This window comes from Rhizobium laguerreae (assembly GCF_002008165.1).
GTDB lineage: Bacteria > Pseudomonadota > Alphaproteobacteria > Rhizobiales > Rhizobiaceae > Rhizobium > Rhizobium laguerreae.
The window spans coordinates 40,048-53,359 of the sequence record NZ_MRDM01000002.1 but is presented as its reverse complement, the minus strand read 5'-3'; the positions used below and the strand labels follow the sequence as shown (position 1 = coordinate 53,359).

Here is a 13,312-nt window from a genome sequence, read left to right as displayed (position 1 = left end):
CCAACCGCATCCAAGGAGGAAAACAGATGAATATCAAACTAGTAGGGTTCGCAGTGGGCGTCCTTATGGCGTCGACTTCTGCCTTTGCGCAGTCGTCCACGGTGACGGGCGCCGCAGGCGGTGCTGCAACGGGCGCGATTGTCGGCGGCCCGGTCGGCGCTGCTGTCGGCGGCATCGTCGGCGGCGTCGCAGGTAGCGTCATCGATCCGCCGCCGCCGAAGGTGGTGACCTATGTTCAGCAGGCTCCGGCCCCGACCGAACGTGTCGTGGTGAAGGAGAGAGTGGTCGTCGGACAGCCCCTGCCGGAGACCGTGGTCGTCACGCCAATTCCCGATGATCCGAACTATGCATACGCGATCATCAACGATCAGCGTGTGATCGTCGAACCTTCCTCCCGGAAGGTCATCCAGGTCATTCAGTGACCTCGGGCGGCTCAGCCGCCCCTTACGACGATTAGGGCACGCATGCGACGCATGAGAATGCGGGACGGCATCGCGTGCCCGAAACCTCCGAGGTTGATCATGAAAAGCAAGCATCTCACCATGCTCGTAGCAGCGCTGTCACTCAGCGTGTCGCCGCTTGCCACACTGCCCGCCGCAGCCCAGCAGGACACCAGGAGCGGCGGCCAGGCCCAATCCGGTTCTCAGACGGGCACCGATGCCGGTTCGCAGTCCGGCTCCAGCGCCAAGGGCACCGCCACCGGCATTATGGCGTTGCCGGTGAAGATCTCAAACGCACTTCTTAGCTGACACCTTGACCGCAGGACCATCGCTCCATCGGCAAAAACAGCGCATTCAAGGCGTCGTCATCGGTCCGGTTTGGGCGGCATCAAATTGCCGAACTCCATCGGAAATGGAAAAATGATCGTCGAGGTCTTTTCGCCGGCGATGACGTTCAATGTACTCAAATAACGAAGTTGCATTGCCTCGGGTTGCCTGGCGAGGATTTCGGCTGCTTCAAGCAGTTTGGCTGCAGCCTGCTGCTCGCCTTCGGCATTGATGATCTTGGCACGCCGCTCGCGCTCGGCTTCCGCCTGACGGGCAATTGCGCGGATCATCGATTCGTTGATGTCGACATGTTTGATCTCCACATTGGCGACCTTGATGCCCCAGGCATCGGTCTGGGCGTCCAGGATTTCCTGAATGTCGATGTTGAGCTTGTCGCGTTCCGCCAGCATCTCGTCGAGGTCATGCTTGCCGAGCACCGAGCGCAGTGTGGTCTGGGCGAGCTGGCTCGTCGCCATCATGAAGTCCTCGACCTGGATCGTCGACCTCTCGGGATCGACAACCCGGAAATAGATCACCGCGCTGACGCGGACCGAAACATTGTCATGCGAAATGACATCCTGGCCGGGCACGTCGAGCACCCGCGTGCGCAAGTCGACCCGCATCATCTGCTGGACATAGGGGATGAGCAGGATCAAGCCAGGCCCCTTGACGCCGGTGAAACGGCCAAGCGTGAAAACCACGCCGCGTTCGTATTCCCGCAGGATCTTGATCGCAGATGCGACGACGACGAGCAGAACAAAGATAATCACAAGATAGAAGGCGAGATCTGAAAACATGCCCATGACTTTTCCTCCTGCATCCTGAAGGCGGTTAGGCCTCCTGCGAACTGCGGACCACTTCGAGCGTCAACCCATCCCGGCCTGTCACTTTCACGCCGTCGCCGGCGGAAAGCGGCTCAGTTGAAATGGCCTTCCAGCGCTCGCCATGGGCGATGACGTAGCCCGAGATGCCCGTCCAACTGTCGACCTTGCCTGAAATTCCGATCATCTGCTCGCCGCCGGTGACGACATCGTGCCGGCGCGAGATGTAGGCGAGACGGGCAATGACAAGGCTAAGAGCGAGGCAGGCGACGGCGATTGCGCCAAGCACCGACCAGGAAACCTTAAGCCCGGGTATGTCCGTGTCGAACAAGATGGTAGCGCCGAGCATCAGTGCGATGCCGCCGCCGACGCCGAGTGCGCCGAAGGAGGGCGAATGCGCCTCGGCCACCGTCAGACCCACGCCGAGAATGATCAGCCCGAGGCCCGCAAAACTCACCGGCAGCAAGGCCAAAGCATAAAGACCAAGCAGCAGGCAGATGCCGCCGATGGTTCCCGGCACCAGCGTCCCAGGCGTCAGAAATTCGAAGATCAGGCCGTAGATGCCGACCATCATCAAGATCAGCGCGATGTTCGGATTGGTGATCACCGAAAGCAGGCGGGTTCGCCAGTCCGGTTCAAGTTCCTGGACGATGAGACCCGATGTTTCGAGCCGGACATCCGTTTGACCGACCTGCACGACCCGACCCTGCGCCTGTGCCAGGAGATCGTTTATATCGGCCGCCACGAAATCTATGACCTTCTCACGCAGAGCTGCGGCGGAGGAAAGGCTTGCGGCCTCGCGCACGGCGCGCTCCGCCCAGTCGGCGTTACGATTGCGCAGTTCCGCAAGCCCGCGGATATAGGCCACCGCATCGTTGATCGCCTTCGCCTCGCCGGCAGCGCCCGGCACTTGCCGCTGCTTGCCGGTCGTATCAGGGCTGTCGTTCCGGTCATCATCGGATGGTCGGCCGCCAAGTGCGATCGGCGTCGCCGCACCCAGATTGGTGCCCGGTGCCATTGCCGCGATATGGCTTGCGTAAAGAATATAGGTGCCGGCGCTAGCGGCTCGTGCTCCGCTGGGTGCAACGAAACTCGCGACCGGTATCGGGGAGGCAAGGATCGCACGAATGATGTCGCGCATCGACGTGTCGAGACCGCCGGGCGTGTCGATCTGCAGGACAACCAGGCTGGCGCCGCGTTCATTGGCCCGCTGAAAGCCGCGTCTTACATAATCGGCCGTCGCCGGGCCAATCGCCCCGCTCATCTTCAGGACTATAGCGACACGCTCCGCTTCGGATGCGGGCGTCGCCAGGCCAAAAGCCGAGAACAACGTCAGCAGCAAAGCAAGGATTGACGGCATCCACCGCCAAAGCTCCAAACGCCACACAATCGTCCGCCGGACTCTCATATCTTGAAATATATGGCAGAACTGCGAAACGGTAAGAGACAAGTCTGAGCTGGCTTGCTCGCTGATGGCGAGCAGGAGGAAAAGCAGCCGGTCGTAGTCGTTTACAAATACGCGACGACGCTTCTCACGGACGTCAAGTCCATCTGCCAGAATTGGTCTTCGCGCGCTGCCGGCTCTTTTGGATCTTACGATCTCCGCCGCTTTCCTCGCTGCTGGAACAGGCGAACGCCTTGCCATGTCAATACATAGAAAACTGCACCGCATAGCGCGGCGAGCGGAAGGCCGCCGACAAGTATCGGCTTTAGAATTGGATGCCAAAGTGGCGCAAAATCGAGGTGCCGGAGCAGCGTGAACAGATTGGCTTCACCCACCCGCTCGGGCGCCCGACCCAAAAGAAAAATGCCGATCCGGTAAGCGGCAGCAAAGATCAGAGGAAAGGTAAGAGGGTTCCCAAACGCCGTCCCGAGCGCAGCCGCGATCATATTGCCTCTGAGGATGAAGGCTAGACAAAAGGCCAAGATGAAGTGAAAGCCGAGGAACGGCGTACAGGACACGGCCACCCCTGCTGCCACGCCAGCCGCAATGGCGTGAGGAGTAGCCTTCAAGCGAAGAACTCGAATGGCGATGTATCGGATGGACCGCAATAGCCCCTTGGATGGCCAAAAGACTTCACGGATCCGCTGAGCCGGTGAGAGCGGCTTCCGTCTCCTAAACAGCATTCCTTACCTTCCGCGGCGTGAGCGCTTGGGTTCACAATCGAATGATATATCGAGAGGCCCGTGTCCGGAACCCAAGCCATCGATCTGTGCAGGCAAGCGAATTCTTCGCGCCGGTCATTGGTACCGCTGCAGCTTATCGCGCTTTCCTGATCTTACCGGTCTGGCACGAATACGGAGTGTCGATTGGGCACGATGTCGTCCAATGCATTTCAAGGATGCGCCTGAAGTTTATCCGCAGCAGCCTCGATGAAACCGACTGCGTTCGCAACCCCATCCTCGTCCCGGATTGGTGCGCCAACCGCATCTGCCTGGCGTCGCATATGTGGATCGTCCATGGCTGCGAGTGCATCTGTCAGGCTCTCGACGGTCAATGCTCTGCGATCGAGTGACAGTCCGACGCCGAGGTCTGTTACACGCCTTGCCCAGAACGGTTGATCGCCGAAAAATGGGCAAATGATCATGGGCTTGCCGGCCCGAAGAGCGGCCGCGGTCGTTCCGGCGCCGCCGTGGTGGATGACCGCGCTCACCTCGGGAAACAACCAGTCGTGAGGGGCGTCGCGGACGACGTGAACATGCTCGGATTTATGGTCCGCGGCCAGGGCACCGCCTCCAAGAGCCAAGATGCCCCGCTTGCCCTGCCTTGCGAGGGCCTCGACAACCGTGGCTGTCATTCGGCCCGGATCGACGCCCGGCATGCTTCCGAAGCCAACGTAGATTGGCGGCTCCCCTTCCGCGAGGAATGCTGCCAAATCGTCTGGGGGTCGCCAGTTCTTGCTGTCGAGAAACCAGTAGCCACTCACCAGCACGTCACTGCCCCAGTCCGGAGGGACCGGCACGACATGGCGACTATAGGCGTAGAGCGCGCCACTCGAAGCGATAGCTGGCGTCCTGCGTCGCGCCAGACCAAGCCGTTCCACCCTCCAGGTCGAGAGCAACGTGCCGAACAGAAGTTCCGCGCCCCTGATCGCCGCGATATGGCTGATCCGGTTGAACCAGCCCAGATCTCTGAAAGGCAACATCGGGCTGGGAAAAGTGGCGGTCGGCGTAAAGCCAGGCAGGGGCGAGGCCAGAATAAATGGGCACTGAAGCGCCTCCGCCATGTGTGGCACCGCGATTGCCTTCGCATGATGCACGAAGATGTCGGGGGTGAAGGCCTGCGCTGCTTTCCATTCCGCGTCTAGCAGGGTTCGCATCATCGGACGGACGTACTTGAGCAGCTTCAAACCCGCACTGAAGCCCTTGCCGCCGGCGATCGCCGCCTTTCCTTCCGGAGTATCGAGAAGAGCGAGAAACTCTCCAGGCAGGGGGGCGAATGCGACGCCGTGGTCTTGCACCATGCTCTCGAACTGAACCGGAGCAGCGAGCTGTACGCGATGTCCTCGCTCGATCAATCCCAATGCCAGAGCGATATAGGGTTGAACGTCGCCGCGCGTGCCGAGCGCATGAATGGCTACCCTCATTGCGCCGTCACCTCGCTTCCGCCTGATTCAATAGCCGATGTTGCCAGTGTCACCGTGCGATTTCGTCGTCCACTCAAGCTACTGTTGTTCTTTACAGTCAAGGGCCGGACGGCCGCAACGAGCGGCTGGCGACTTTCCCCAGCGTGAGTCCCTGAACCACGATCGTGAAAATCACGACGGCATAAGTGGCGGCAAGCAGAGCCGCCTTGAAAGGCGTTTCCGGAAGGGACAGCGCCAAGGCGATCGATATGCCGCCCCTGAGACCTCCCCAGACGAGAACGATCACGGTCCCGCGAACGAAGTCGTACTGTCTGCGGAGCAGGGTCACGGGGATGATGGTCGACGCGAAGCGGGCCGCGAGCGCCACAGGTATCGCGGCGAGGGCGAGCGGCAGGATCGGCGCCTCGTAGCGAAGAACAAGTACCTCAAGTCCGATAAGGAGGAAGAGCACCGAGTTTAGGATCTGGTCGACCAACGTCCAGAAGCCGAAGAGATATCGCTGCGTTACGTCGCTGAGCGCGTCCTTCGGTCCGCGGTTGCCAACGAGGATTCCGGCGACCACGACGGCGATCGGACCGCTCATATGCAGTGCGGAGGCGAGGGAATAGCAACCCATCGCCAGCGCGATGGAAATCAAAACCTCGACAGGATAATCGTCGATCGCCCTCATGGCCAAGTAGGCGACGTAACCTGATAGCAGGCCGATCACTGCCCCTCCCAGTGCCTCGAGGACGAACAGTTCCGCGACCTGCGCCGCGCCAACATCGGCGCCGCCGCTCGCCAGCGCGAGCAATGCGGTGAATACGACGACCCCGACGCCGTCGTTGAACAGCGACTCGCCCGCCATGTCGGTCTCGAGCGCTTGCGGAACCTTGATGGTCTTGAGCGTCGAAAGAACCGCGACGGGATCAGTAGGGCTGATCAGCGCGCCGAACACCAGCGCCCACAGGAATGGCAGCTCTATGCCAAGCAGGGCTGCCAAGACCCACATCGCGACGCCGACGAGCGCCGTTGAAAGCAGCACGCCGAAGGTGGCCATAGCACCAACGACCGCGACTCGTGAGCGAAGGGCGGAAAAGTCGACATGGAGCGAGCCAGCAAACAGGAGGAAGGCGAGAAGCCCGTTCATGACGGTCGTCTGGAAATCGACCTGCCGCACAAGAGCTGCGACATCCGCGTAGATGGAGACGTCTGGAATCGAAAGCTCCAGCAGGACGAGCAAAGCTGAGGCCGCAAGTCCCATCACGAGGATCCCGATCGAGGGGGGAAGCCTGAAATAGCGATGGTTGACCCAGGAGAACCCGGCAGTGAGAACCAGAAGCAGCGAGATGAGATCGAAGACGGACAAGATCGGGCTTCCTCGCAATGTGACAGAAGATCGGCCCTTATCGGCAGCCGCTAGATGGTTGTCTGCAGCCCAAGTTCGACCACTCGCCCCGACGGCAGGCCGAAATAGTCTGTGGCATTGCTTGCATTCTGTGCAAGCGAGATGAACAGCCGGTCTTGCCAGAACGGCAGGCCGCCTTTCTTCGACGGCAGGATCGTTCGGCGGGACAGGAAGAACGAGGTCGACATGATATCGAACTTCAAGCCTAGCTTGCGGGCGAGAACGAGCGCACGGGGTATGTTGGGCGTCTCCATGTAGCCGAACGTGATCACCAGCCGGCTGAAGTGGCGATTGAAGCTTTCGAGGAAGATTTTCTCATCGTCCGGGACGAAAGGCGTGGTCGAGGTCACGACGCTGAGAATGACGTTCTGCTCATGGAGCACCTTGTAGTGCTTCAGGCTATGGAGGAGTGCAGTTGGCGCGCCTTCAATGTCGCTCGTCAGAAACATCGCAGTCCCGGGCACCGTGGGTGGCTTCTTCCGGGCCAGGTTGTCAATGATCGCGGAAAGTGGGATTTCGTCGGCCTTGGTGCGGGCGGCAAGCAGCCGACGCCCCGCCGTCCATGTCTGCATGATGAGCGCCATCGTCGTCGCCACCGCAACGGGAACCCATCCTCCATCTGCGAACTTCGCGATGTTGGCGGCCAGAAACCCGGCGTCGATCAGTGTCATCGGCACGATGACGGCAAGAACCGTCGCCAGCTTCCAGCTCCAGATCCGCCGCATCACGATGAAGAGGAGGATCGAAGTGATGAACATTTCGCCTGTCACGGCGATGCCATAGGCGGCGGAAAGGCCGCTCGAGTTTTGGAAGAAGAGCACCAGAGCAGCCACGAAGATGAACAGCAGGTTGTTCACCTGCGGCATGAAGATCTGTCCGGACTGAGTTTCGGAGGTGTGGAGGATGCGCAGGCGAGGAAGCAGGTTGAGGTGCATCGCCTGACGGACAAGGGAATAAGCGCCTGAGATCACGGCCTGGCTGGCGATGACCGTTGCCGCGGTGGCCAGACAGACCATAGGAATCCGCGCCCACTCCGGATGCATGCTGAAAAAGGGATGCTCAGCCATCTGCGGGTTCGCGAGCACGAACGCTCCCTGCCCGAAGTAGTTCAGAAGCAGACTGGGGAAGACGAGCGAGAACCACGCCGTGACGATCGGACGGCGTCCGAAATGTCCAAGGTCGACATAGAGGGCTTCCGCGCCAGTCACGGCAAGAAAGACGGCCCCAAGCACCGCGATGGCTGAGCCGATGTTGTTTGCGATATACCAGAGTGCGTGGACCGGATTGACTGCGCCCAACACCGACGGGTCGTCAAATATGTGGATCGCCCCGCTGAGGCCAAGGACGATAAACCACAGAGCCGTTACGGGACCGAACACCGACGCCACGCCGCTCGTGCCGAATCGCTGGACGAAAAACAGCACGGCGATGATGGTGAGAGTGATCGGCACGACCCAGTTGGACAACGCCGGTGCGACCACCTCGATGCCCTCGACCGCAGACAGTACTGAGATCGCAGGCGTGATGATCGCATCACCGATGAACAGCGAGGCGCCGATCACGCCTAGGACAAGCACCCATTTGGGGCGTCCGGCCAGACCTTCGCGGGCGAGCGTCATGAGAGACAGCGTGCCGCCTTCGCCCCGGTTGTCTGCCTTCAAAACGAACGTTACGTACTTCAAGGTGACTACGATCGTGAGCGCCCAGACGATCAGTGACAGGATTCCAAGGATGTCCGCACGATGAGCTCCAGATCCGCCGGTGGCGTGGAGAGCCTCTCTGAATGCATAAAGCGGGCTAGTTCCGATGTCGCCATAGACGACGCCCAGGGTAGCGAGAACGAGCGAGGGCAGTCCTCGCCGGCTCTGGTGTTCCAGTTCCGGATCCGCTGATCGCAGCTTTTCATCGGTCAAATGGGCTGTCCTGTTGTAGGCAAGGTGTATGCTGGAAGCTGCCACCGGCTTGTTCTGATGGCAACGCGAAAACTTATGCCAAGCGATTGCATCCACCTTCCGAAAAAGGTCGTGAGGGCATCATCACAGGCTACCCACAGTGTTAAGGCTCATTGGACATTGAGAATCGCCTTACAGAATCGATCCGTGATTTTGCCGGGCGGTTACTGACGAGTATATTCGCGAACACCCATCTTTGGCGGAACATGATGAATGTGCTGTCGCGCCGGAGAATCTATGCACCTGAATGAAGATGCCGAGCGTGCCGAGCTTGTCCAATGAACATTGCGAATAGGCGCCCGTTTATCCGCTATCTCGATCGCAATATCCAGATGTCGCCGCGACCGCGTCATGCCGAGTTGAAAACGCCGTTATGGGGATGCCGAAGGCGGCCGGTTGCGAAGCCGCCTCCTGTTTGATCAGACAGTCCGTCTGACCATTCTCGCAACAGCGATGAGGATACAGGCTCCGATGAAGCCCGCGATCAGATAACCCAGCCATCCGCCAAGGACGACGCCGAAGAGCGACAGGATAAAGTTGGCGACGATGGCGCCGACAATACCGAGAAGGATGTTCATCAGCACGCCCATGTTGCTCTTCATGAGCAATTCGGCGAGCCAGCCGGCAATGCCGCCGATGATGATGGCGGCGATCCAGCCGATACCTGCACTTTCCATAGTAATTCCCCCTTGTGAATGATGAGCAGCCGGCGCGGGCAATCACGTCTCGCAGATCCGGGCTAAACCGATTGCCGAGCGACAAGACTGTAATCTTCGCCGCGCCAGTTGGTTCCATAAGCCCCCGCCCCAAAGCGCTCGCGTGCCCCTCCCCGATCGGCTTCAGGTCACTTGTCGGCCGCCGGCCAATCGTTCGCAGGCTCCTCTATGACGGCAGCGTCGTCCTCCGCAGGATCGGGATCGCGCTCGAGGGCTGCGCGCAGATTGACGATCTCCTTGATGATCGTATCGAAGACGTCCTGCTGCCTGGCCCCGGCCACAACGCAGTCGTCGACGAGCTGCTCCAGCTTGGCGCGAAGCCCGGCCTGCCAATTATTCTTGCTCATGACCTCCTCCTCCTCTGATCGATCCACACGGTGCATGGTCGCTCGCCTGTTCCACCGCCTTTTATGGGCGGGCGGCGGTTTCCGCGCTCAGGAGACAGTGATCGATGTGTGGCCCTGGTTGACGGTTCGATCCTCGCCAATCCTGTTGTCCGGGATGAGATCGCGGCGAACGGGTAAGGTGCTCGCCTGGCATTTCGTTGCCCGCACCGAGAAATCGGAAAAACCGGTGCGTTCACCATCTCCGTCACGTCCGATTGGCACGCCGCGACCTCGGCGGATTAACCGATAGCCGCAGCAACGGTTCCGCCCCTGCCTGGACTCTTTTGCGTCCGTGAAACTGTCTCGCCTTCACCTCTAGATGTGGAGCCTTTCCGGGTTAGATTGAAGCAATCTGTTGGCTCAAACGGAGTCGGATGGTCGACCGGCCGGCGCTCTTCAATCGGGAATTTCGCCAATGCTACGGGCCATCGGCTCCCTGTTAGGGTTAGGCAGTTTATTCGAGCGATCGAACTGTCTTCGACACGATCGCGGCTAGGCTGTCTGCAAGGCCAGTTGGCGCGGTGTTTGATCGCGTGAGGACGAGCGCAGTTTCCCCGAGCTGCGGAAGGATGGCATCCGAAAGTCGCCGGACTCGATCGGTGAACGCACCTTGCGGCAGGACGCCGACAGCGATCCCGGCCGAGATGGCGGCTCGAACACCGGCGACACTTTCGCTCGTGCAGACGATTTCATAATCCACTCCTGCTTTTTGCAGCAGATCGAGACAGCGTTCCCGCCACCAGCACGCCCGATCGAACAGGGCCACGGGCAGCGGACGACGATGCTCAATCTCGTGAAATGCCGACCCGGCCCAAATGGCGGCTTCTCGGTGAACGACGATATCGCGGGCGCCGACATTCTCAGGGGTATGCAGCGCTATATCGAGATCGCCCGCCGCGAGAGCGGCAGGAAACTCCACGCTCGTGCCGCACCGCACGAGGATGCGAGCGCTGGGTTGCTCTAGCGAAAATCCGGACAAGATCGAAGGGAGCAAGGTATCGCTGTATTCTTCGGGTATGCCGAGGCGGATTTCGCTCTTGTCGTCTGGTCCCCGCATAGCGATGACGACCTGATCGAGTGCTTCAACGACCTGACGCGCGATCGGCAGCAATTGTTCGCCGCGTGCCGTGAGGGAAACACCGCGTCCATGCCGATCGAACAATTGCTGCGCCACAATTTCTTCGAGCTTCTGCACCTGAAGGCTCACAGCGGATTGCGTGCGGAGCAGACGCGCCGCGCCGCCGCTGACGCTGCCGGCCTTGGCGACCGCCAGGAAGCTACGCAGCAGGTCGCTGTCGAGCTGCGGAACTGAGGTATCGCCTTGGCTCATATCTAGTATTTAAACTATTCGTTTTATCAATGGAAGAGCCCGCCATAAACTGCCCCTCAACAGGATGGTGGTCATGAACATTGCGCTTCCGAATCTACAAAAGCCAATCATGTGGGCAACGGCCGTTATCGTCACGGCCGCCGCGGCGATCTCTTGGCCGGTGAAAGCCCAGGAAACTCTGCAGTTCGTGCTGGAGAGCTTCGTTGACGTAGCGCCGACGATTGCGATCGGGCTTGTTCTGTCGGCGTGGGTTGCAGCGAGCGGAGCCGGGGCCGTCACGGCAAAGTGGTTCCAGGGGCGGCCTGCCTCAACGATCGTGATCGCCTCCGCGATCGGCTCCGTAACGCCAGTTTGCGGCGTGACCGTACTTCCGCTGATGACGGGGTTTCTGACGGCGGGCGTGCCGCTTGCGCCCATCATGGCGTTCTGGCTTTCCTCGCCCGTCACTGATCCTGCAATGTTTGCCGCCACATGGGCCGTTCTCGGCCCTGCTTTCGCCATCGGAAAGATGGTCGCGGTCTTGGCGCTCGGGATAATCGCGGGAACAGGGACGGCGGCGCTGTCGAGTACAAGCATGGTGCAGCGTCCGCTGCGCGCATCACGGATCGCGGCGGGCGGCGAGTGCGGCACTTGCGCGTCGGCTGGCTTCTCGTTTGGTTCGCTGGCGATCGGATACGCGTTCGGATGGACTTGGGCGTTGCTGCCATGAAAGGCGGCCGGATTGGAACTACTTTGGCGGCGTTCTGGCGCACGCTTTGCGCACGCTACCACTCACAAAGAAATCGACCGCTGTCCCGGCTCGACGATCATCTGCTTAGTGATCTCGGGATAACCCGCGAGCAGGCGGGTGAACTCGACCGCCGTCACGCGCATCAAACGAAATCGAGCGACAAATCCGTTTAGTATGGTGCTCTTGTCGCGAAAATCCGGGAATTTCACGACAAGCTATAGGCTGTCCGTGTCTTCCCGAACCTTTAGAATACGGTCGATAAGACCCCATTCCAATGCTTCTTCCGCCGTCATGAAGCGGTCGCGATCCATCCCGCGTTCAAAGTCTTCATAAGAGCGCCCGCAATGCTCCGCATAGAGCCGCGTCATACGCTGCTTGGTCTTCAGAATTTCTTCGGCATGAATCAGCATGTCGGAAGCCTGCCCCTGGAAGCCACCGGATGGCTGGTGAATGAGGATACTGGCATTGGGCAAAGCAGCTCTTCCGCCGGCCTCGCCTGCCATCAGCAGGAACGATCCCATGGAACGGGCTGTGCCCATGCAAAGCGTATGAACCGGCGCGCGGATGAAGCGCATGGTGTCGTACATGGCGAAGCCGCTGGTCACGGCGCCGCCCGGAGAATTGATGTAAAGATTGATCGGCTTGTTTGGATTCTCGGCCTCGAGGAACAGCAACTGCGCGCAGACCAGAGCGGAAACGGTATCGTTCACCTCGCCGTTGAGGAAGATGATGCGTTCGCGCAGAAGGCGGGAGTAAATGTCAAAAGACCGCTCCCCTCTGCTGGATTGTTCTATGACCATAGGGACGAGTTGCATCGCTTCGCGCATCGGCGAACTCCAATCTTCCAGAATTTAAAGGGGAGAGCTTGCCGCGTCAGGCGGCGAGCATGAGGAGCGGACTGTTGCTGTTTGCGGCCGTTTCCGCCATCCGGTCAAGCCTCGCGTCGGTGAGCTCGTGGATGATGCGCAGGCGGGTGCCGCCGGTCGCGTTCGGGACGATCGTGAACGTCACCGTGCTTTCAAGGAAAGGTGGGGCATCGTCGCGCAGGCTATAACGGACTTCCTCGCCAGGAGTGATCGTGGCCGGGGTGGGATCGGCTAAAGCGTCTTTCGGCAACCAGTTTTCCCGAAATTCCGGAATGCTGATTGCCCGCCAGACCTTTTGCGGCGGTTCATCCAGATCGAATTCCAGTTCGATGCCGCCTTTCTGCTCCTTGGCCTTTCCATCCTTCATTGATCCATATCCTTCAGCAAGACCTTGAGAGCTTCGATGCGGGCAGGCCAGTAGGCGCGATATTTCGCCAACCATTGTGCGATGAGAGCCAGCCCCTCCGGATCGACTTCGTAATTCACGAACCGCCCCTGCCGTTCTTCCCTCACGAGCTTTGCGCTCCGCAAAACCGAGAGGTGTTGCGACATTGCCGGCTGGCTGATCTCCATGCCCTCGCGCAGGGCACTGGCATTCATGCCGCCCGCCGCCAGCTTCTCGAAGATCGCCCGGCGGGTTGGGTCGGCCAAGGCTCGGAAAATGTCGTTCTCGATCATGCCTACACATAAGCATACACTTATGCGATTCGCAAGTCCGCAAAACTCTGTCGCATAAGTTGGAGTTTCGCGGCGGATCTTTGCGACGCCGT

The 13,312-nt window shown here is 60.1% G+C and carries 15 protein-coding genes and 1 pseudogene; 4 read left to right on the top strand and 12 right to left on the bottom strand.

The window, feature by feature from the left end; genetic code table 11:
- Positions 1-26: 26 nt before the first annotated feature.
- Together BS630_RS00380 and BS630_RS00375 are read left to right on the top strand one after the other, a co-directional pair.
- Positions 27-422: a DUF1236 domain-containing protein gene (locus BS630_RS00380; protein WP_077975751.1), complete on the top strand. Its 396-nt coding sequence runs from the start codon at positions 27-29 to the stop codon at positions 420-422.
- Positions 423-521: 99 nt separating this feature from the next.
- Positions 522-701 (top strand): annotated as a pseudogene (locus BS630_RS00375) (DUF1236 domain-containing protein); the annotation flags it as partial.
- A gap of 104 nt (positions 702-805) precedes the next feature.
- On the opposite strand, the gene BS630_RS00370 reads toward BS630_RS00375, so the two are convergent.
- From BS630_RS00370 to BS630_RS00330, 9 genes are all read right to left on the bottom strand, one after another.
- Positions 806-1,570 carry a slipin family protein gene (locus tag BS630_RS00370; RefSeq protein WP_077975750.1) on the bottom strand — a complete coding sequence of 255 codons (765 nt, stop codon included), beginning with the start codon at positions 1,568-1,570 and terminating at the stop codon, positions 806-808.
- A 28-nt stretch (positions 1,571-1,598) separates the two neighbouring features.
- Positions 1,599-2,948: an NfeD family protein gene (locus BS630_RS00365; protein WP_077975749.1), complete on the bottom strand. Its 1,350-nt coding sequence runs from the start codon at positions 2,946-2,948 to the stop codon at positions 1,599-1,601.
- A gap of 233 nt (positions 2,949-3,181) precedes the next feature.
- The gene (locus BS630_RS00360; protein ID WP_077975748.1) at positions 3,182-3,715 is read right to left on the bottom strand and encodes a DUF2062 domain-containing protein; all 534 of its coding nucleotides are present in this window, start codon (positions 3,713-3,715) and stop codon (positions 3,182-3,184) included.
- A gap of 209 nt (positions 3,716-3,924) precedes the next feature.
- Positions 3,925-5,175 carry a glycosyltransferase gene (locus tag BS630_RS00355; RefSeq protein WP_077975747.1) on the bottom strand — a complete coding sequence of 417 codons (1,251 nt, stop codon included), beginning with the start codon at positions 5,173-5,175 and terminating at the stop codon, positions 3,925-3,927.
- Between the two features lie 97 nt (positions 5,176-5,272).
- Positions 5,273-6,523, bottom strand: coding sequence for a cation:proton antiporter (locus BS630_RS00350; RefSeq protein ID WP_077975746.1), 1,251 nt, complete (start codon positions 6,521-6,523; stop codon positions 5,273-5,275).
- A gap of 50 nt (positions 6,524-6,573) precedes the next feature.
- Positions 6,574-8,475 (bottom strand): potassium transporter Kup, encoded by a 1,902-nt coding sequence (locus BS630_RS00345; protein WP_077976265.1) that lies wholly within the window; start codon positions 8,473-8,475, stop codon positions 6,574-6,576.
- A 458-nt stretch (positions 8,476-8,933) separates the two neighbouring features.
- Entirely contained in the window at positions 8,934-9,191 is a 258-nt protein-coding gene (locus tag BS630_RS00340; protein WP_077975745.1) for a GlsB/YeaQ/YmgE family stress response membrane protein, read from the bottom strand.
- A 167-nt stretch (positions 9,192-9,358) separates the two neighbouring features.
- Entirely contained in the window at positions 9,359-9,577 is a 219-nt protein-coding gene (locus tag BS630_RS00335; RefSeq protein ID WP_077975744.1) for a hypothetical protein, read from the bottom strand.
- 493 nt (positions 9,578-10,070) lie between these two features.
- A complete protein-coding gene (locus BS630_RS00330) occupies positions 10,071-10,946 on the bottom strand; it encodes a LysR substrate-binding domain-containing protein (protein ID WP_077975743.1) in 876 nt (291 codons plus the stop codon).
- A 73-nt stretch (positions 10,947-11,019) separates the two neighbouring features.
- On the opposite strand from BS630_RS00330, the gene BS630_RS00325 reads away from it, so the two are divergent.
- Entirely contained in the window at positions 11,020-11,655 is a 636-nt protein-coding gene (locus BS630_RS00325) for a permease (protein ID WP_204347583.1), read from the top strand.
- Positions 11,631-11,849, top strand: a complete 219-nt coding sequence (locus BS630_RS38610; RefSeq protein ID WP_077975741.1) for a YjiS-like domain-containing protein — start codon at positions 11,631-11,633, stop codon at positions 11,847-11,849. The genes BS630_RS00325 and BS630_RS38610 overlap by 25 nt, the downstream gene beginning before the upstream one ends.
- 42 nt (positions 11,850-11,891) lie before the next feature.
- On the opposite strand, the gene BS630_RS00315 is transcribed toward BS630_RS38610, so the two are convergent.
- The 3 genes from BS630_RS00315 to BS630_RS00305 are packed head-to-tail and all read right to left on the bottom strand — an operon-like array spanning position 11,892 to position 13,220.
- A complete protein-coding gene (locus tag BS630_RS00315) occupies positions 11,892-12,503 on the bottom strand; it encodes an ATP-dependent Clp protease proteolytic subunit (RefSeq protein WP_077975740.1) in 612 nt (203 codons plus the stop codon).
- Between the two features lie 46 nt (positions 12,504-12,549).
- Complete coding sequence (locus BS630_RS00310; protein ID WP_077975739.1) at positions 12,550-12,909, bottom strand: SRPBCC family protein; 360 nt, start codon at positions 12,907-12,909, stop codon at positions 12,550-12,552.
- Positions 12,906-13,220, bottom strand: a complete 315-nt coding sequence (locus BS630_RS00305) for an ArsR/SmtB family transcription factor (RefSeq protein ID WP_003546150.1) — start codon at positions 13,218-13,220, stop codon at positions 12,906-12,908. Before BS630_RS00305 ends, BS630_RS00310 begins: the two co-directional genes overlap by 4 nt.
- Positions 13,221-13,312: the final 92 nt, after the last annotated feature.

Bases quoted from the DNA above. Each gene is read 5' to 3' on its own strand.
- BS630_RS00380 (WP_077975751.1), top strand. From the start codon at position 27: ATGAATATCAAACTAGTAGGGTTCGCAGTGGGCGTCCTTATGGCGTCG.
- BS630_RS00370 (WP_077975750.1), bottom strand. From the start codon at position 1,570: ATGGGCATGTTTTCAGATCTCGCCTTCTATCTTGTGATTATCTTTGTT.
- BS630_RS00365 (WP_077975749.1), bottom strand. From the start codon at position 2,948: ATGCCGTCAATCCTTGCTTTGCTGCTGACGTTGTTCTCGGCTTTTGGC.
- BS630_RS00360 (WP_077975748.1), bottom strand. From the start codon at position 3,715: ATGCTGTTTAGGAGACGGAAGCCGCTCTCACCGGCTCAGCGGATCCGT.
- BS630_RS00355 (WP_077975747.1), bottom strand. From the start codon at position 5,175: ATGAGGGTAGCCATTCATGCGCTCGGCACGCGCGGCGACGTTCAACCC.
- BS630_RS00340 (WP_077975745.1), bottom strand. From the start codon at position 9,191: ATGGAAAGTGCAGGTATCGGCTGGATCGCCGCCATCATCATCGGCGGC.
- BS630_RS00335 (WP_077975744.1), bottom strand. From the start codon at position 9,577: ATGAGCAAGAATAATTGGCAGGCCGGGCTTCGCGCCAAGCTGGAGCAG.
- BS630_RS00330 (WP_077975743.1), bottom strand. From the start codon at position 10,946: ATGAGCCAAGGCGATACCTCAGTTCCGCAGCTCGACAGCGACCTGCTG.
- BS630_RS00325 (WP_204347583.1), top strand. From the start codon at position 11,020: ATGAACATTGCGCTTCCGAATCTACAAAAGCCAATCATGTGGGCAACG.
- BS630_RS38610 (WP_077975741.1), top strand. From the start codon at position 11,631: ATGGACTTGGGCGTTGCTGCCATGAAAGGCGGCCGGATTGGAACTACT.
- BS630_RS00315 (WP_077975740.1), bottom strand. From the start codon at position 12,503: ATGCGCGAAGCGATGCAACTCGTCCCTATGGTCATAGAACAATCCAGC.
- BS630_RS00310 (WP_077975739.1), bottom strand. From the start codon at position 12,909: ATGAAGGATGGAAAGGCCAAGGAGCAGAAAGGCGGCATCGAACTGGAA.
- BS630_RS00305 (WP_003546150.1), bottom strand. From the start codon at position 13,220: ATGATCGAGAACGACATTTTCCGAGCCTTGGCCGACCCAACCCGCCGG.